The 18610-nt window shown below is 73.4% G+C and carries 14 protein-coding genes; 10 read left to right on the top strand and 4 right to left on the bottom strand.

Annotated features, from left to right (window positions below):
* Positions 1-152 precede the first annotated feature (152 nt).
* From ABRQ22_RS17790 to ABRQ22_RS17780, 3 genes are all read left to right on the top strand, one after another.
* Positions 153-950, top strand: a complete 798-nt coding sequence (locus tag ABRQ22_RS17790; RefSeq protein ID WP_253054983.1) for an ATP-binding cassette domain-containing protein — start codon at positions 153-155, stop codon at positions 948-950.
* A gap of 118 nt (positions 951-1068) precedes the next feature.
* A complete protein-coding gene (locus ABRQ22_RS17785) occupies positions 1069-1506 on the top strand; it encodes a YciI family protein (protein ID WP_353707699.1) in 438 nt (145 codons plus the stop codon).
* Between the two features lie 37 nt (positions 1507-1543).
* Positions 1544-2926, top strand: a complete 1383-nt coding sequence (locus tag ABRQ22_RS17780) for an RNA polymerase sigma factor (protein ID WP_253054981.1) — start codon at positions 1544-1546, stop codon at positions 2924-2926.
* Positions 2927-2964: 38 nt separating this feature from the next.
* On the opposite strand, the gene ABRQ22_RS17775 is transcribed toward ABRQ22_RS17780, so the two are convergent.
* Both ABRQ22_RS17775 and ABRQ22_RS17770 read right to left on the bottom strand, forming a co-directional pair.
* Positions 2965-4014, bottom strand: coding sequence for an aldo/keto reductase (locus ABRQ22_RS17775; RefSeq protein WP_353707698.1), 1050 nt, complete (start codon positions 4012-4014; stop codon positions 2965-2967).
* 31 nt (positions 4015-4045) lie between these two features.
* The gene (locus ABRQ22_RS17770) at positions 4046-5092 is read right to left on the bottom strand and encodes a LacI family DNA-binding transcriptional regulator (RefSeq protein WP_353707697.1); all 1047 of its coding nucleotides are present in this window, start codon (positions 5090-5092) and stop codon (positions 4046-4048) included.
* 322 nt (positions 5093-5414) lie between these two features.
* On the opposite strand from ABRQ22_RS17770, the gene ABRQ22_RS17765 reads away from it, so the two are divergent.
* The 3 genes from ABRQ22_RS17765 (at position 5415) to ABRQ22_RS17755 (ending at position 11962) form a co-directional block, all read left to right on the top strand.
* The gene (locus ABRQ22_RS17765) at positions 5415-7688 is read left to right on the top strand and encodes a discoidin domain-containing protein (RefSeq protein WP_353707696.1); all 2274 of its coding nucleotides are present in this window, start codon (positions 5415-5417) and stop codon (positions 7686-7688) included.
* A 151-nt stretch (positions 7689-7839) separates the two neighbouring features.
* On the top strand, positions 7840-9249 hold the full coding sequence (locus ABRQ22_RS17760) for a DUF1996 domain-containing protein (protein WP_353707695.1): 1410 nt from the start codon (positions 7840-7842) through the stop codon (positions 9247-9249).
* 103 nt (positions 9250-9352) lie between these two features.
* Complete coding sequence (locus ABRQ22_RS17755) at positions 9353-11962, top strand: discoidin domain-containing protein (protein ID WP_353707694.1); 2610 nt, start codon at positions 9353-9355, stop codon at positions 11960-11962.
* A gap of 808 nt (positions 11963-12770) precedes the next feature.
* On the opposite strand, the gene ABRQ22_RS17750 is transcribed toward ABRQ22_RS17755, so the two are convergent.
* Positions 12771-13796, bottom strand: a complete 1026-nt coding sequence (locus ABRQ22_RS17750; RefSeq protein ID WP_353707693.1) for a 3-oxoacyl-[acyl-carrier-protein] synthase III C-terminal domain-containing protein — start codon at positions 13794-13796, stop codon at positions 12771-12773.
* A gap of 146 nt (positions 13797-13942) precedes the next feature.
* Between ABRQ22_RS17750 and ABRQ22_RS17745 the strand changes: the two genes are divergently transcribed.
* The 4 genes from ABRQ22_RS17745 to ABRQ22_RS17730 all read left to right on the top strand — a co-directional run bounded on the left by ABRQ22_RS17745 (position 13943) and on the right by ABRQ22_RS17730 (position 17461).
* Positions 13943-15001: a hypothetical protein gene (locus tag ABRQ22_RS17745; RefSeq protein WP_353707692.1), complete on the top strand. Its 1059-nt coding sequence runs from the start codon at positions 13943-13945 to the stop codon at positions 14999-15001.
* A gap of 88 nt (positions 15002-15089) precedes the next feature.
* The gene (locus ABRQ22_RS17740) at positions 15090-15509 is read left to right on the top strand and encodes a TIGR03618 family F420-dependent PPOX class oxidoreductase (protein WP_353707691.1); all 420 of its coding nucleotides are present in this window, start codon (positions 15090-15092) and stop codon (positions 15507-15509) included.
* Positions 15510-15598: 89 nt separating this feature from the next.
* On the top strand, positions 15599-16486 hold the full coding sequence (locus ABRQ22_RS17735) for a sigma-70 family RNA polymerase sigma factor (RefSeq protein WP_353707690.1): 888 nt from the start codon (positions 15599-15601) through the stop codon (positions 16484-16486).
* Between the two features lie 60 nt (positions 16487-16546).
* Positions 16547-17461: an NADP-dependent oxidoreductase gene (locus tag ABRQ22_RS17730; protein ID WP_353707689.1), complete on the top strand. Its 915-nt coding sequence runs from the start codon at positions 16547-16549 to the stop codon at positions 17459-17461.
* 31 nt (positions 17462-17492) lie between these two features.
* Here the strand turns inward: ABRQ22_RS17730 and ABRQ22_RS17725 are convergent, their stop codons facing one another.
* Positions 17493-18608, bottom strand: a complete 1116-nt coding sequence (locus ABRQ22_RS17725; protein ID WP_353709574.1) for a mannonate dehydratase — start codon at positions 18606-18608, stop codon at positions 17493-17495.
* Positions 18609-18610: the final 2 nt, after the last annotated feature.

Here is an 18610-nt window from a genome sequence, read left to right as displayed (position 1 = left end):
GGCTCCGAGCCCGAACCCTGCCCCGCGTCGCGGGGCCGCCGGGGCGGCGACGGGCACCGTGAGCGACGCCACGGAACTCCGCGGTAGCGTCGTTCGTCGGACGAGCGGGGCCCCGGACCGCCCGCCCGGCCCCGACGACCAGAAGGTGACCCATGAGCACGACGACCACCCCGATCCTGCGCGCCACCGGCCTCGCGGCCGGCTACGGAGGGCCCGACGTCGTGCACGGCATCGACCTCGACGTCGTCCCGGGCACCCCGCCGGTCGGGATCGTCGGCGAGTCGGGCGCCGGCAAGTCCACGGTCGTGCGGGCGCTCGTCGGGCTCGTGCGCCCGACCGCGGGCCACGTCACGTACGCCGGCCGCACCGTCACCAAGCTCTCGCGCCGGGACAAGAAGCAGTTCACCGCCGACGTGCGGCGCGTCTCGCAGGACGGCCTCGCCGGGATCGGGATCGACCCGCGCTGGACCGTCGACCGCACGCTGTCCGCCGCGCTCAAGGACGCCCGCAGGGCCGGGCGCCCGAGCGGCCGCTCCGTCGAGGACCTGCTCGGCGACGTCGCGCTCGAGCCCCGGTACGCCCCGCGCACGATCCACTCGCTCTCCGGCGGCGAGAAGCAGCGCGTCGCGCTCGCCGTCGCGCTCGCCACGCGCCCGCGCGCCCTCCTGCTCGACGAGCCGCTCACCGCCGTCGACCCGGCCATGCGCGGCGACGTCGTGCGTCGCCTCGGCGCCGCGACGGCCGAGCTCGGCACCGCGGTGCTGCTCGTCTCGCACGACCTCGAGCTCGTCGAGCGGATGTGCCCCACCGTGCACGTGCTCGCCGACGGGACCTTCGTCGCCTCCGGCGCGCTGCGCGACGTCTTCGCCGGGACCGCGCCGGGCGCCGACCACCCGGCCGTGCGGGGGCTCGCGGAGGCCGCGCCGCTCGCCGTCCAGCGCTTCCGCTGACGCCTCGGCGAAACTCGTCGGCGACGCGTGTCGAAAACCCGGGGGCGCCGTCCGACGTCAGGGTGAACGCGCCTTCACGACACTAGGGTCGAGGAGGCACTCACCGAGGAGGAACGTCATGCGCGTCATGGTCATGATCACGGGCAACGGGGCCGACGAGGACAAGATCGCCCCCACCCAGGAGATGCTCGCCCAGATGGGCGCGTACAACGAGGAGCTCGTCAAGGCGGGCATCATGCTCGACGGCCAGGGACTGCAGCCCACGGCCAAGGCCGCGCGCGTCGTGTTCCGCGGCGGCGAGACGTCCGTCGTCGACGGGCCGTTCACCGAGTCCAAGGAGATCGTCGCCGGGTACTGGATCTGGCAGGTCTCCTCGCTCGAGGAGGCCGTCGAGTGGGCCCGCAAGTGCCCCAGCGACCCGAGCATGGGCCTGGAGGAGGTCCTCGAGATCCGGCCGATCTTCGAGGTCGAGGACTTCGGCGCCGAGTACACGCCCGAGCAGCGCGCGAAGGACGAGCGCCTCGCCGAGCAGATCCGCGCGCAGCAGGGCTCCTGAGCCCTGCTCCGGGCAGGGGTATGACAGGGGTACGACGATGACCGACGTCTCCCGCACCGTCGAGGCCGTGTGGCGCATCGAGTCGCCGCGGCTCGTCGCGGGCCTCGCGCGGACCCTGCGCGACGTCGGCCTCGCCGAGGAGGTCGCCCAGGAGGCGTTCGTCGCCGCGCTCGAGCAGTGGCCCGAGCAGGGCGTCCCGGACAACCCCGGCGCGTGGCTGACGACCGTGGCGCGCCGCCGCGCCGTCGACCTGGTCCGCCGCGAGCGCACGCGCGACGAGAAGTACGCGCGGCTCGCGGCGGACCTCGCCGCGCCCGGTGCGCGGTCCGGCGGAGGGACGACGGCGGTCGCGCACCCGGGCGACGGCGGCGCGGTCCTCGTGGGGTCGGTCCCGGCCCCCGACGCGATCGTCGAGGACCCCGTGGGCGACGACCTGCTCGCGCTCGTGCTCGTCGCCTGTCACCCCGTGCTCCCGCGCGACTCCCGCGTCGCGCTCACCCTGCGCCTCGTGGGGGGACTGACGACGGACGAGATCGCGCGCGCGTTCCTCGTCCCCTCCGCGACGGTCGGGCAGCGCGTCTCGCGCGCGAAGCGGACGCTCGCCGAGGCGAACGTCCCGTTCGACGTCCCGCAGGCCGACGAGCTCGCCGCCCGCGTGCCCGCCGTGCTCGAGGTCGTGTACCTCGTCTTCACCGAGGGGTACGCCGCCACGTCGGGAGACGCGTGGGTACGGCGCGAGCTCGCCGACGACGCGATGCGGCTCGGGCGGGTGCTCGCCGGGCTGCTCCCGGGCGAGCCGGAGGTGCACGGGCTCGTCGCGCTCATGGAGCTCCAGGCGTCACGCTTCGCCGCGCGCACCGGGCCCGACGGCGAGCCCGTGCTGCTCCAGGACCAGGACCGTGCACGCTGGGACCGCCTCCTCGTCCGCCACGGCCTCGCCGCGCTCGACCGCGCGCTCGCGCTGGGCACGCGCGCCGGGAAGCCGCTCGGTCCCTACTCCCTCCAGGCCGCGATCGCCGCGTGCCACGCACGGGCCACGGCCTGGGCGGACACCGACTGGGAGGCGATCGTCGCCCTCTACGACGCGCTCGCGTCCGTCGCGCCCTCCCCCGTCGTCGAGCTCAACCGCGCCGTCGCCGTCGGCTACGCGGACGGTCCCGACGCCGCGCTCGTCGTGCTCGACGCCGTCGCGGACGACCCGCGCCTCGCCCGCCACCACCTCTACGGCGCCGTGCGCGGCGACCTGCTCACCCGGCTGGGACGGCACGCCGAGGCCGCGGACGTCCTCGAACGCGCCGCTGCCCTCGCCCCGACCCGCCACGAGCGCCAGCTCCTCCTGGAGCGCGCCGCCGCGGCGTCGTCGTCTGCCGACCCGCACCCCGCCCATGGTCGCGAGGTAGAACCTCCGGACCCGAGGTAGAGCCCCGCGAGCTCTACCTCGCGACCGGCGGTTCGGTTCTACCTCGCGAGGGCGGACTCGATGGCGTCCGTCTCGTCGGGGGTGAGCGGGGGTGCCGCGAGCGCGGCGACGTTGTTCTCGAGCTGGCGCACGCTGCTCGCGCCGATGAGCGCGGACGTGACGCGGTCGTCGCGGAGCACCCAGGCGAGGGCGAGCTGGGCGAGGGTCTGGTCGCGGCCGGCGGCGATCTCGTTCAGCGCGCGAGCCTTCTCGAGGTAAGCCTCGTCGAGGTTCTGCTCGGACAGGAACGGCGAGTCGGGGCGGGCGGCGCGCGATCCCTCGGGCGCGGAGCCGGAGAGGTAGCGGTCGGTGAGCAGGCCCTGCTGGAGCGGCGAGAACACGATGGTGCCGACGCCGAGGTCGCCCACGACGTCGAGCAGCGACTCGCTCTGGACGCCGTCGTACGGGTCCTCGTGCGCCAGGTCCTCGACGTGGCGGTTGAGCATCGAGTAGCTGGGCTGGTGGATGAGCAGCGGGGTGCCGAGGTCGGCGAGGATCGCGGCGGCCTCGCGCGTGCGGGACGGCGAGTAGTTCGACACGCCGACGTAGAGCGCCTTGCCCTGCTGGACGGCGTCGTGCAGCGCCCGCATGGACTCCTCGAGCGGGGTGCTCGGGTCCGGGCGGTGGTGGTAGAAGACGTCCACGTAGTCGAGGCCCATGCGCGTCAGCGACTGGTCGAGCGAGGACAGGAGGTACTTGCGCGAGCCGCCGTCGCCGTACGGCCCGGGCCACATGTCGTACCCGGCCTTGGAGGAGATGACGAGCTCGTCGCGGTACGCGCCGAGGTCCTGCGCGAGGTGGCGGCCGAAGTTCTCCTCCGCGGAGCCGTAGGGCGGGCCGTAGTTGTTGGCGAGGTCGAAGTGCGTGATCCCGAGGTCGAACGCGCGGCGCAGCACGGCGCGCTGCGTCTCGAACGGGTTCACGTCTCCGAAGTTGTGCCACAGTCCGAGCGAGATCGCGGGGAGGTCGAGGCCGCTGCGCCCCGTCCGGCGGTAGGTCATGGTGTCGTAACGGTCGTCGGCGGCGACGTAGCGCGGAGCGAGAGGCATGGGCCCATTCTGCCTTCCCGCTCGCGGGACGCTAGGCCGAGTCGCGCACGACGAGCACGGGGTCGAAGATCCGCGACGTGACCCGCGGCTCGCCGTTCTCCACCTGCTCCAGCAGGAGTCGCGCCATCTCGGCCGCCATCTCCTCCACGGGCTGGCGCACGGTCGTGAGGGCCGGCCGCGTGAGCGTGCCGGCGGGGCTGTCGTCGAACCCCACGACGGCGACGTCGTCAGGCACCCGGCGGCCCTGCTCGCGCAGCGCGTGGATCGCCCCCTGCGCCATGACGTCGTTCGAGACGAAGACGCCGTCGATCCCGGGCGCGGTGCGCAACAGCTCGAGCATCGCGGCCTCGCCGCTCTCGACCGTGAAGTTGCCCTCGACGCTCGGCACGTACGCGTGGCCCCGGCGGGCCATGGCGTCGCGGAAGCCGTCGAGACGGTCCCGGGCGGCGAGGACGTCGAGCGGGCCGGACACCACCCCGACGGTCCGGCACCCGCGGTCCAGCAGGTGGTGCGCGGCGAGGCGAGCGCCGTCGGTGTTCGCGACGTCGACGTAGCTCACCGGGAGGGGCCGCGGGGGCCGCGCGAAGAGCACCACGGGTCTGCCCGTGGCCAGGAGCTGCTCGGGGAGCGGGTCGTCGGCGTGGGTGGAGACCAGGAGCGCGCCGTCGGCGTTGCCGAACCGCAGGTAGGACACGACCTGCCGCCTCGCCTCGTCGCCGTCGGCGAGCATGAGCACGGGGTGGACGTCGTGCGGCCGCAGCGACCGCACGAACGACCCCACGACGCGGCCGAAGAACGGGTCGGCGAGCAGGCGCGGGAGGTGCAGGCCGTCGTCGGGGCCCGGCTCGGCGCCGGAGACCACGACGGCGACCGTCCCCGTGCGGCGCGTGACGAGCGAGCGCGCGGCCCGGTTGGGCACGTAGCCCGTGGTCGCCACGGCCTCCAGGACGACCTCCTGGACGGCGGGCGCGACCTTGCGCTTGCCGTTGACGACGCGCGAGACCGTCGCGCGCGACACGCCGGCCACCCGGGCGACGTCGTCGAGCGTCGGCGCCCGGTGCTGCACGTCCTCGCTCACGCTCCCGACGATAGCAGGGGTAAGAGCGCTTTCCTGCCGCGGTCGGTCCTGCCCGCGCCCCGTGCTGCCGGGACATTTCTTACTGACCAGTTTGTCAGAGTTGGCGCCCGTTTTCGGGGTATTTATACGGTTATTCCCGGCGTCTCGAGAGGGTCATGCGCTTGACAGCCCTCGCGAGCGGGTGAAAACTCGGGCCTCGGGTAAGAGCGCTCTCCCTGCTTCACACCTCAGCCGCGGCGCCGCGGCTGGGGGCACGGCTCGACGACGAACTGTGCCCCGGGTCGACGCCGACCTGGGGCGGACGGAGAGGTAGACGAACACGATGCGCACCACATCCCCCACCGCCCCCGCGCGGCCCCGCAGACGCCGAGCGGCTCGCGCCGCGCTCGCGACGCTGGCCTCCGGCGCCCTCGCGGGTGCGGCGCTGGTCGTGCCGGCGACGACCGCGAGCGCCGAGCCGGTGCTCCTGTCCCAGGGCAAGCCCGCCACCGCGTCGTCCGTCCAGGACGACTGGGCCGGGTACGCCGCGGGCAACGCCGTCGACGGCGACCTCGGCACGCGCTGGTCCAGCGCCTGGAGCGACCCCCAGTGGCTCCAGGTCGACCTGGAGCAGGACGCGAGCGTCGACCGTGTGGAGCTCGTCTGGGAGGGCGCCTACTCGTCGGCCTACCAGGTCCAGGTCTCCGACGACGCCTCCGCCTGGCGCACGCTCTACTCCACGACCCAGGGCGACGGCGGCACCGACGTGCTCGACGTCGACGGCGAGGGGCGGTACGTGCGCGTCCTGTCGACCGCCCGCCCGGGCGGCTACGGCCACTCGCTCTACGAGTTCCGCGTGTTCGGCGAGGCGGGCAGCTCGGGGCCGGTCGACCCGACCGACCCCGGTGACCCGACCGACCCGTTCCCCGACTACGTGCGCCCCGGCCACCCGACGGTGCCGGTCAAGGACTCGGGGCCGAGCGTCGTCGAGGTCGTCGGCGGGAACGGCGACTGGGACCTCCAGGTGGACGGGCAGCCGTACACGGTGCGCGGATTCACGTGGGGCGGCACGAGCGCCGAGGAGACCGGGCCGCGCATGCAGGGCCTCGCCGACATCAACGGCAACACGACCCGCACCTGGGGCACGGGCGCCGACTCGCGCGCGATCTTCGACGCCGCGGCCGAGCACGACGTCCGCGTCATCGCGGGCTTCTGGCTCATGCCCGGCGGCGGCCCGGGGTCGGGCGGCTGCATCGACTACCGCACCGACACGACGTACAAGAACGACACCAAGGCCGACATCCTGCGCTGGGTGCAGGAGTACAAGGACCACCCGGCCGTACTGATGTGGAACATCGGCAACGAGGCGATCCTCGGCCTCCAGAACTGCTACTCCGGCACGGACCTCGAGGAGATCCGCAACGCCTACGCGTCGTTCGTCAACGAGGTGAGCGTCGCGATCCACGCGATCGACCCGAACCACCCGACGTCGAACACCGACGCGTGGACCGGCGCGTGGCCGTACATCCGCGACCACGCGCCCGACCTGGACCTGCTCTCCATCAACGCGTACGGCGACGTGTGCAGCATCGCCGCGGCGTGGGAGGCCGGGGACTACGGGAAGCCGTACGTCCTCACCGAGGGCGGCGCGGCCGGCGAGTGGGAGGTCCCCGACGACGTGAACGGCGTCCCGGACGAGCCCACCGACATCGAGAAGAGCCGCGCGCTGCCGCTGTCCTGGAAGTGCCTCATGGAGCACGAGGGCAAGGCGCTCGGCGCGACGTTCTTCCACTACGGCGTCGAGGGCGACTTCGGCGGGGTGTGGTTCAACGTCACGCCCGGCAACAACAAGCGCCTCGGCTACCACGCGATCGCCAAGACGTGGGGCGTCGACCTCACGGGCGTGAACACGGCCCCGCGCATCACCGGCATGACGATCCCGGGCTCGACGTCCGTGACCGCCGGCGCGACGCTGGACGTCGACCTCGCCGCGACCGACCCCGACGGCGACCCGATCAACTACGTCGCGTTCTTCAACAGCAAGTACGTCGACGGCGCCGGCGGCCTCGCCTGGACCGAGCTCACGAGCACGGGCCCGGGGACGTTCTCGGTCACCGCGCCCTCGCGGCTCGGCGTGTGGAAGCTCTACGTGTGGGCCGAGGACGGGAAGGGGAACGTCGGGGTCGAGACGCGGTCGTTCCGCGTCGTGGCCCCGCCGGTCGCCGGGACGAACATCGCGCAGGGCAAGACCACCACGGCGTCGAGCTTCGACCCCTGGAACGGCAACTGGTCCCCCGGCCAGGCGACCGACGGCGACCAGAGCACGCGCTGGGCGAGCAGCTGGAACGACGACGAGTGGCTGACGGTCGACCTCGGCTCGGTCCAGGCGTTCCAGCACGTCCAGCTCGTCTGGGAGACGGCGTTCGGCAAGGCCTACAGGATCCAGACCTCGAACGACGGGCAGTCCTGGACGACGGTCCGCACGGTGACGGACGGCGACGGCGGGGTCGACAGCCTCGACGTCGCGGGTACCGGCCGCTACGTGCGGCTCCAGCTCGACGCGCGCGGCACCGCGTGGGGCTACTCCCTGTTCGAGCTCGGCGTCTACCAGCGCTGACACCCACAGACGTCCAGGTGGGGGCGGCGGCAACCGCCCCCACCCGGCACGGCGCCCGGTGACAGACGCCGGGCGTGCCCATCATCCGCGCAGCGTCGCGCGCTCCTGCCCGAGAGGCTCCGCAGCGCGCGACGACCTCGAAGGAGGAAGCATGCACGGCACGACACGCACCACCACGCTATCGCCTCCCCGGCACGGCATCCGCCGCCCCGGGACGCGCCGACGCCGGATCGCCGCGACGATGACCGGCGTCCTCGTGGCGTCGGCCTCGGTCGTCGTCACGACGAGCGCCGCAGCCGCCCCGGACACCCTGCTCTCCCAGGGCGCGCTCACGGCGGCGTCGAGCTCCGAGTCCGGCGGCCTGGGGCCCCGGTTCGCGGTCGACGGCGACCGGTCCACCCGTTGGGCGAGCCAGCCGAGCGACGACCAGTGGCTCCGCGTCGACCTCGGCGAGCCGCACGACCTCGACCGCGTCGTCCTCGACTGGGAGGCCGCGTACGGCAAGGACTTCACGGTCCAGGTGTCGCAGGACGGGCAGTCCTGGGCGACCGTCGCGACCGTCGTCGACGGGACGGGCGGCGTGCAGTCGTTCGACGTCGACGTGACGGGCCGCTACGTCCAGGTCGTCGGCACCGAGCGCGGCACCCAGTACGGCTACTCGCTGTACGAGCTCCAGGTGTTCGGCGACGGCGACGCCCCCGAGCCCGAGGTGCCGCCGGAGTGGGACGACGAGGTCACGCACCACGAGTTCCAGGCGAACTGCTCGTTCTCGCACTTCCTGCCCGACGACCCGATCGTCTTCCCGGGGCAGCCGGGGAAGTCGCACCTGCACACGTTCGTCGGCAACCGCGTGACCGACGCGTTCACGGTGCCCGAGGACCTGTTCGAGGACACCGAGTCGACCTGCACCGTCCCGCAGGACCACTCGTCCTACTGGTTCCCGGCGATCGAGAAGAACGGCGTCCCGATCGAGCCCGACATCCCCCTGACGATCTACTACAAGTCGGGGATCGACGACTACACGAAGGTCAAGCCCTTCCCGCCCGGCCTGCGGTTCGTCGCGGGCGACATGATGGCGACGTACGACGAGTTCCGGACCGCGCCGGGCGCCGTCGAGGGCTGGGAGTGCGGCGACATCTCGAAGAGCTGGGACATCCCGGCGCACTGCCCCGAGGGCACCGAGCTCAACATCCGCTACCAGGCGCCGAGCTGCTGGGACGGCATGCACCTGTCCCCCGACGCCTCGGCGCACATGGGCCACGGCGCGCACATGGCGTACCCCGTGGACGGGCAGTGCCCCATGACGCACCCGATCGCGGTCCCGATGATCGAGTTCAAGATCGCGTGGCCCGTGAGCGGTGACATGTCCGACGTGCGGCTCGTCAGCGGCTCCGACCAGTCGTGGCACTACGACTTCATCAACGGCTGGGAGCCCGAGGTGCTGGAGCGCCTCGTGGAGCACTGCATCAACGGCGGGCTCCAGTGCAACCCCCGCGGGTACGACCTCTACAAGCCGCACCGCGGCACCGTGCTCGACGAGAACTACCAGCTCGTCGGCTGACACCCCACCGCCCGACGGGTGCGGCGTCGTCGACCACGACGGCGCCGCACCCGGGGCACGGCCGTGCCCCGGTACGGCCCACCGACCCGAAGAAGGCAGGACCATGCATCTCCGAACCCCGGCCAGGCACCGCCTGGCCTCCCTCGCCGCGGGCCTGACCGCGGCGTGCGTCGCGGCCCCGCTCGCGGCGCCCGTCGCGACCGCGGCGGAACCCGTCGACCTCTCCCAGGGCAAGACCGCGACCGCCTCGAGCGTCGAGGGCGACCACGTCGCCGCACGGGCCGTCGACGGCGACCTGAGCACGCGCTGGAGCAGCGAGTTCTCCGAGGGCCAGTGGCTCCAGGTCGACCTCGGCCAGGTCTCGACGCTCTCGTCCGTCGCCCTGACCTGGGAGGGCGCCTACGGCAAGGGCTTCCGCATCGAAGCCTCCGACGACGGCGCGACCTGGCGCACGCTGCGGACGGTCACCGACGGTGCGGGCGGGCAGCAGACCCTGCCCGTGTCCGGGACCGGGCGGTACGTACGCCTGCTCGGCACCGAGCGCGGCACCGGCTACGGCTACTCGCTGTGGGAGCTCCAGGTGTTCGGCACGCCCGGGACCGACGGCGGGACGGTCGACCCGGGCGGGCCCGGCGACGACTGCACGACGAACGCCGCGCTCGGGAAGGTGGCGACGGCGTCGTCCACCGAGGGCGCGTACGCCGCGGGCCTCGCCGTGGACGGCAAGGCCGACACGCGCTGGAGCAGCGACTTCTCCGACGCGCAGTGGCTCCAGGTCGACCTAGGCGCGATCAAGCCCGTCTGCGGGATCGAGATCGACTGGGAGGGCGCCTACGGCAAGGGCTTCCGCGTCGAGACGTCCGACGACGGCACCCTGTGGCGCACGCTGCACACGGTGACCGACGGGACCGGCGGCACGCAGGTTCTCGACGTCACCGGCTCGGGCCGCTACGTCCGGCTCGTCGGCACCGAGCGCGGGACCGGCTGGGGCTACTCGATCTGGGAGCTGCGCGTGCTGACCACGGCTGACGGGACACCGAACCCCGGCACGGGCGAGCCGATCGAGGGCGGCGGGGACCTCGGGCCCAACGTGCACGTGTTCGGCCCCGGCACCCCGGTCGACCAGATCCAGGCCGCCGTCGACGCGGCGTACGCCGCGCAGGAGGAGAGCCAGTTCGGCCTGCGCCGCGACCAGTTCCTCTTCGAGCCCGGCACGTACCCGGTGCACGTCAACGTCGGCTTCAACACCGCGGTCAACGGCCTCGGCAAGAACCCCGACGACGTGAACATCACCGGCGGCGTCTGGGCCGACGCGGAGTGGTTCGAGGGGAACGCGACGCAGAACTTCTGGCGCTCCATCGAGAACCTCGCCGTCACCCCGACCGGCGGCGACATGCGCTGGGCCGTCTCGCAGGCGGCGCCCATGCGTCGCATCCACGTCAAGGGCAACCTCATGCTGCACTCGTCCCGCTACGGGTGGGCGTCGGGCGGCTTCACCGCCGACTCCATCGTCGACGGCCAGGTGCGGGGCTACACCCAGCAGCAGTGGTACACGCGCGACTCGACGCTCACGGGCGGCTGGGACGGCACGCTGTGGAACATGGTGTTCTCCGGCACCGAGAACGCCCCGCCGACGACGTTCCCCGAGCCCGCCGTCACCACGCTCGACACCACGGGCACGATCCGCGAGAAGCCGTACCTCTACCTCGACGGCGACGACTACGCCGTCTTCGTGCCGTCGCTGCGCGAGGGCACGCGCGGCGCGACGTGGAAGAACGGATCCACGCCCGGAACGTCGATCCCGCTCGACGACTTCTACGTCGCGCACCCCGGCGACACCGCCGAGCACATCAACGCCGCGCTCGACCAGGGCCTGCACCTCCTGCTCACGCCCGGCGTCTACGAGCTCGACGAGACGATCGAGGTGAACCGCGCCGACACGGTCGTGCTCGGTCTCGGCTACGCCACGATCGTGCCCACCGCCGGGCAGACCGCGCTCCAGGTCGGCGACGTCGACGGCGTCCGCGTCGCGAGCGTCCTGTTCGACGCCGGGGCGACCGAGTCCCCGTCGATGCTCACCGTCGGCGCCGAGGGATCGGCCGCGGACCACGCGGACGACCCGATCTCGATCCACGACGTGTTCGTCCGCGTCGGCGGCGCCCACGCGGGCAAGGTGGAGAGCGCGATCGTCATCAACGCGGACGACACGATCGTCGACCACATCTGGTCGTGGCGCGGCGACCACGGCGAGGGCATCGGCTGGGACGTCAACACCGCCGACCACGGCCTCGTGGTCAACGGCGACGACGTCGACGGCTACGGCCTCTTCGTCGAGCACTACCAGAAGTACAACACCCTGTGGAACGGCGAGCGGGGGCGCACGATCTTCTACCAGAACGAGCTCCCCTACGACCCGCCGAACCAGGCCGCGTGGAACCACGACGGCATCCGCGGGTGGGCGGCGTACAAGGTCGCGGACCACGTGCAGCACCACGAGGCCTGGGGCCTGGGCTCCTACTGCGTGTTCACGTCCGACGCGTCGATCGTCTCCGACAACGGGTTCGAGGTCCCGGTCACCCCGGGCGTGCGGATGCACACGCTGCTGACCGTCTCGCTCGGCGGAGTGGGCACGTACGAGCACGTCATCAACGGCGTCGGCCCCCGCGCCAGCGGCGTCGAGACCGTCCCGGCGAAGGTCGTCAGCTACCCGTAAAGGAAGCCACGGCCCCGTGTCGGCCGCCCGGCGTCGGACCCGGGCGGCCGACAGCCGGGTACGCCCCTCCGGTCGCCCCGGCCCGGCACCTCCACGGATGTCCGTCGACCGGTCACCTCCGGCCCGACACCTCCGCGGAGGGTGGGGCGGGTCTACCATCCGCCGCTCGTTCCTCGCGGCTCCCGCCAGACCCGCCACGACCCGCCCCACCCTCCGCTCCGGCGTCGGCCCTCGCAGAAGGTCTCACCTCAGGAGATCGGTCGGGCCCAGGCCCGCAGTGCTCCGGACGGTCACGACGATCACCCCCTCGGCCCGGTACAGGGGCGAGTCGAGGGCGACGCACCCACCCACCGACCGTCACAGCCGACGGCTGACGGATCATGAGATGCGAGTTGTTGCCCCTCCACGGACGGTGGAGAGGGCAACAACTCGCATCTCGTCGTCGGTGCTGGGCCGGACCTTGCTGCGGTGAGCCGCGAGCCGCGAGCCGCGAGCCGCGAGCCGCGAGCCGCGAGCCAGCCTCATCCATCCCGGGAGGCGTGCGCCGACCACCCCGGCGCGTCGCGCTGACCCCGCACCACCGCGCTCCGTCGCGGCACGCACGTCCGCGGGCACCTGGTGAGACGGACGGGGAGGTCGGGTGGAGCGAGGGGTGGGGCGGGTCGTGGCGGGTCTGGCGGGAGCCGCGAGGGACGAGCGGCGGATGGTAGACCCGCCCCGCCCCTCGCGGAACTCGACCGGAGGCGACCCAGCGACCCGACCAGAAGCGACCCGAAGCATGGGACCGGCAGGCGCGGCGCGAGCGGTGTCAGCGGGTCGGGGTCTCCACGACCTGGCCCGCCCAGGCGAACCCGCCGCCGAACCCGAAGAGGAGCGCCGGGACGCCGGCGGGGATCTTGCCGGCGTGCCACCACTTGGAGAGCCCGAGCGGGATGGACGCGGCGGACGTGTTGCCGGATTCGACGATGTCGGTGACGACGATCTTGGACTCCAGCCCGAGCGACTTCGCGAGGGGCTCGATGATGCGCAGGTTCGCCTGGTGCGCGACGAGCACCTCGATGTCGTCGAGCGAGGCTCCGGAGCGCTCCACGACGGAGCGCGCGCGGTCGGCGGCGCGCGTGATGGCCCACTTGAAGACGGCGCGGCCGTCCTGGGCAAACTTGTCGGCGGGCGACTCGATGAGCACGGCGGGGGTGAGGTCGGGCTCGGAGCCCCAGGTCACGGGACCGACGCCGGGCTCGTCCGTCGCGCGCAGCACGGCGGCGCCCGCGCCGTCGGCGGTGAGGATGCACGTGCTGCGGTCGGTCCAGTCGGTGAACGCGGTGAGCTTCTCCGCACCGATGACGACGGCGGTGCGGGCGGAGCCCGCGCGGATCGCCTGGTCGGCGAGGCCGACGGAGTGGGCGAACCCGGAGCACGCGACGTTGACGTCGAGCACCGCGGGCCCGACGACGCCGCGCAGGTCGAGCTCGGACGCCTCCTCGGGCGTCGACTGCCCGGGCATGACGCCGGTGCGCAGGTGATAGGCGACGCGGCCGGCGGTGTTGGGCGAGCGGTCGGTCGCGGTGGCGGTGGCGACGATGACGAGGTCGACCTCGGCGGGGTCGACGCCCGCGTCGGTGAGCGCGTGGCGCGCGGCCGCGGTGGCCATGTCGGCGACGGTCGTGTCGTCGTCGGCGACGTGCCGCGTGACGATCCCCGTGCGCGAGCGGATCCACTCGTCGTTGGTCTCGACGAGCTGCGCGATGTCGTCGTTCGTCAGCGTCTTCTCGGGCTGGAAGTGACCGAGGCCGGCGATGCGCGACCCGGCCGCGCCGGTGGCGGGAGTGAGCATGAGGTCGATCATGTCACGCGCCGCCGCGCCCGAACGACCTCGTCAGGAGACCCGGACGGACCCCGCCGCGCACCGGGGCGGTGACATCTCGCCCACCATCCCCTACCCTGCACTTGAGGTTTTCTTGACCAGAGAGGAGGGCTGCCATGACCGCATCGCGAGACGACCTCGACGGCCGCGACGGACCGGCCTCCGCCCCGCCGGTGGACGCCCCGAGCTGGGGCTCGGCCTCGGAGCCGGCGGCCGGGCTGACGGGCCTGCCCGGCAACCCGGGGTTCCTCAGCCCCGGGATCCCGGCGTTCGCCGTCCGCGACCGGCACGGCCGCGCCGTCGTCGAGACCCCCCTCTCGCCCCGCGCGCAGTCGCGCTACCTGACCTGGCTGGTCCTCGGCTCGGGTGCGCTGGTGGCGGTCGTCGCCGGGGCCGCCCTCACCCTGCTCGCCGGCCACCTGCTCGGCGCGGGCGCCCTGCCGGGAGGCCGCCCGGCTCCGTGGTGGCTCGTGGTCGCGCTCGCCGTCGTCGCGCTCCCCGCGTGCGTCCTCCTTCTCGGCGTCCACACCGTCGCCCTCGGCGCGAGCGGGTCCGCCCGCGTCGCGTCGCGCCTGACGTGGGCCACCGCGCTCCTCGGCGTCGCCCTCGGGGTGGGTACCGTCGTCGGGCTGGACCTCGCGGACGTCGCGCACCCCCTCGCACGAGACCTCGAGCTCGAGCCGCTCCTCGCGCTCGCGTGCGTGGCCGTCGGGGCGCTGGCGGGGGGCGTGGTCGCCGTCCTCTCGGCGACCGAGGCGCAGCTCGAGGCCCGAGCCGTCCAGGAGCGACTGCGCGCGCTGCGGCGTGACGGGGTCCGCACGCCGGGCTCGCTCGTCGACCGGCGGTACCTGGGTTCGTGGACCGACGACGGACGGCCGCGGTTCGACGCGACCGTCGCCTACGGACCACCGGGAGCGGAGCGGAGCGTCGAGGTCCTGCTCGTCGCGCCGCCGGACCGCGTGCCCCTGCCCGGCGCACCGGTCGTCGTCGTGCACGACGTGCAGGACGACCCGGACGCCGCCGATCTCCCGGCGCCGGGCCGTGGCGGTAGCGGCGGTGCCCCGGGCCGCTGGCTCGACGCCCTGGTGCTCGTCGAGCTCGACCAGTCGCGGACCGTGACCTACGACCCCGACGTCGGCGCGTTCGCCCGGGACGAGTCCCCGAGCGTCTCGTGAACCGGGCGCGGCGCGCCCCGGACGCGCTGACGGACCTCGCGTGCCGTAGCGTCGGGACGTCCCGCCGTCCCGACCTGGAGGAGCCGTCGTGTCCCGACCCCCGCTGCCGTCCCGTCTCGTCGAGCTGCTGCGCCGCCCGAACGCCGCCGTCATGGCGACCGCGCGGTCCGACGGCGCACCCGTCACCGCGGCGACGTGGTACGTCTGGGAGGACGACGGCCGCGTGCTCGTCAACCTCGACGAGTCGCGCGTGCGCCTCCGGCACCTGCGGAAGGACCCGCGCGTCTCGCTCACCGTGCTCGACGAGAACTGGTACACGCACGTGACGCTCGTCGGACGTGTCACGGAGCTGAGCCCCGACGAGGGCCTGGCCGACATCGACCGGATCTCTCGGCACTATACGGGGCGTGAGTACGCGAACCGGCACAGCCCGCGCGTCAGCGCGTGGATCGAGGTCGAGCGCTGGTACGGCTGGGGCGAGGCGAGGTCCGCCGCCGGGGACGCCTAGCCGCACGGACCGTGAACCCCCGCGGGGTCCGTCCTCCGGGTGTCCCTCGCGTGCGCCTCGAGGCGCCGGTCCGGCGGATGATGGCTGTCATGTCGCAGACCTCAGGACCGAGGGACGTGGACCGGGACCGCCTGGTCGGCCTGGCATTCCGGATGCTCGGCACGGTCGCCGACGCCGAGGACGCCGTGCAGGAGGCGTTCGTCCGCTGGTACCGCCTCGACGACGCGGGTCGCGAGGCGGTGACGAACCGCGTGGGGTGGTTCGCGAGGACGACGAGCCGCGTGTGCCTGGACGTCCTGAAGAGCGCGCCGCGGCGCCACGACAGGTACGTCGGCCCGTGGCTGCCCGAGCCGGTGGCCGACGGGCGCTACGCCACCCCGACCCTCCAGGACGGCGACCCCGCCGAGCTCGCCGTGCGGTCGGAGTCCGTGAGCATGGCCCTGCTGACGGTGATGGAGTCGATGACGCCGGCGGAGCGCGTCGCGTTCGTCCTCCGCGACGTGTTCGACGTCCCCGTCGCCGAGGTCGCGGACGTGCTCGACCGCTCGCCGGGTGCCGTCCGCCAGCTCGCGTCGTCGGCGCGCGCTCGTGTCGCAGCGGGCGGCGACGTGAGCGGCGTCCCCGACCCCTCGCTCACCGCCGCGTTCCAGCGCGCCGCCGTCACCGGCGACGTCGCCGAGCTGCTCAGGCTGCTGCACCCGGACGTGACCCTGCTCTCCGACGGCGGTGGCGTCGCGCGCGCGGCCCTCAACCCCGTGCGCGGAGCCGAGAAGGTCGCGCGGTTCGTCGTCGGGGTCCTGGCCCGTCAGGCGCCGACCACGCTCCGGCTGCGCGAGACCCCGTCCGGGGTCGTCCTCACCTTCGACCGGGACGGGGACACCAGCGGCGTCCTGGAGCTGGTCACCGACAGCGGCGCGGTGCGTGCGGTCCTCGTCCAGTGGAACCCCCACAAGCTGCGGACCTGGCGCCCCACCTGACACGGGACCGGGCAGCGTCGTCTATCTGGTGCACACCTCCACCCGAACAGGAGCACACCTATGCAGGCGATCATCGTGACCGACCCCGACGCCGGAACCGCAGGGATGGCGCTGACCGAGCAACCCGAGCCGCACGCGTCGGAGAACGACGTCGTCGTCCGCGTCCACGCCTCCGGCTTCACGCCCGGGGAGCTCACCTGGCCGGCGACGTGGACGGACCGTGCCGGGCGTGACCGTACGCCGAGCATCCCCGGACACGAGCTCGCCGGGGTCGTCACCGGCCTCGGTTACGGCACCACCGGCCTCGACGTCGGGCAGCGCGTGCTCGGGCTCGCCGACTGGACCAGGAACGGCACGCTCGCCGAGTACGTCGCCGTCGAGGCCCGGAACCTCGCGCCGCTGCCGGCCGACGTCGACTTCGTGACCGCGGCGAGCCTGCCCGTCTCCGGCCTGACGGCCTGGCAGGGCCTGTTCGAGCACGGCCGCCTCCAGGCGGGGCAGACCGTCCTGGTGCACGGGGCCGCCGGCGGCGTCGGCTCCGTCGCGTCCCAGCTCGCGCGCGAGGCCGGGGCCTACGTCATCGGCACCGGCCGCACGGCCGACCGCGCGGCGGCGCTCGACCACGGCGCCCACGAGTTCGTCGATCTCGGTGCCGACGACCTCGCCGCCGTCGGACGCGTCAACCTGGTGTTCGACGTCATCGGCGGAGACGTCGCCGCCCGGTCCACCGACCTCGTCCAGGCCGGCGGCACCCTCGTGACGATCGCCGAGCCCCCGGCCCGGCAGCCCGAGGACGGCCGGTCGATCTTCTTCGTCGTCGAGCCGGACCGGGCCCAGCTCACCGAGATCGTCGCGCGCGTGCGCACCGGACGGCTCCGCACCACCATCGGCACGGTTCGCCCGCTCGCCGAGGCGCCCGACGCGCTCAACCCCACCGAGCGGCCGACCGGCAAGACCATCATCACGATGGCGTGACGCAGAGCGTCCCGCAGCTCGTGCCGAGTCGTCAGGCGTCGTACCGGAACGCGTCCCAGGCGCCGAGCAGGTACTGGACGCCGAGCGCGCGGTCGTACAGGCCGTAGCCGGGGCGGGGCTTGTTCGTCGTGTTCTCGTCCCACAGGTGCCGGCCGTGGTCGGGGCGCACGTAGCCCTGGTAGCCCGCCTCGGCGTACGCGCGCATGATGCCCGTCGTGTCGACGCTGCCCTCGCACGCGCGGTGCGCGACCTCGGTGAAGTCGCCGTTCCCCAGGTGCTTGATGTTGCGCACGTGCGTGAAGTGGATGCGGTCCATGAACGTGCGCACGGCGTCGACCGCGTCCTGGTCGGGGTTCGCCGAGAAGCTGCCGAGGCACAGCGTCAGGCCGTGGTACGGGCTGTCGTGGAGGGACAGCACGCGCGCGAGGTCGTCCTTCGTCGACACGACGCGAGGCCAGCCGAACACGTCGTAGGGCGGGTCGTCGGGGTGCACGCCGAGCTTGACGTCGGCCTCCTCGCACGCGGGGATCACGGCGTCGAGGAAGTACCGGTAGTGGGCGTACATGTCCTCGCGCGTCACGCCCTCGTAGGCGGCGTCGAGCTCGGCGAAGCTCGCGAGCCGCTCGGGCTCCCAGCCGGGCAGCGTGAGGCCGTGCGTGTTCGCCTCCATGTCGGCGATGAGGCTCTGCGGCGAGAGCGCGTCCACGACGGCCCGCTCGAAGAACAGCGCGGTCGAGCCGTCGGGCAGCGGGCGCCACAGGTCGGTGCGCAGCCAGTCGAAGACGGGCATGAAGTTGTAGCAGACGACCTTCACCCCGGCCCGGCCCAGCCGGCGGATCGTCGTCACGTAGTTCTCGATCGCCTCGTCGCGGCTGCGCCCGAGGACGGTCTTGCCGAGCTTGATCGACTCGTGCACGTTGACGGACTCGACCACCTCGGCGTCGAAGGTCCGGGTGATCCCGCGCGCGCGGGCCTCGTCGCTCAGCCCGGTGATCGTCGCGACCTCGGCGTCGATCTCCGCCTGCTCCCACACCTCGCCGGCCTGCTTGCCGTGCAGGCTCCACACGATCGTCTCCACGCCGGGGACCTGGCGCACGTGGTCGAGCGTGACCGTGTCGTTCCCCTCCCCGTACCAGCGGAACCCCATCT

It is taken from the genome of Cellulosimicrobium sp. ES-005 (assembly GCF_040448685.1).
In the GTDB taxonomy this organism is placed as follows: domain Bacteria; phylum Actinomycetota; class Actinomycetes; order Actinomycetales; family Cellulomonadaceae; genus Cellulosimicrobium; species Cellulosimicrobium cellulans_G.
The sequence above is the reverse complement of the archived record's forward strand: the minus strand, read 5'-3'. Positions and strand labels throughout refer to the sequence as shown.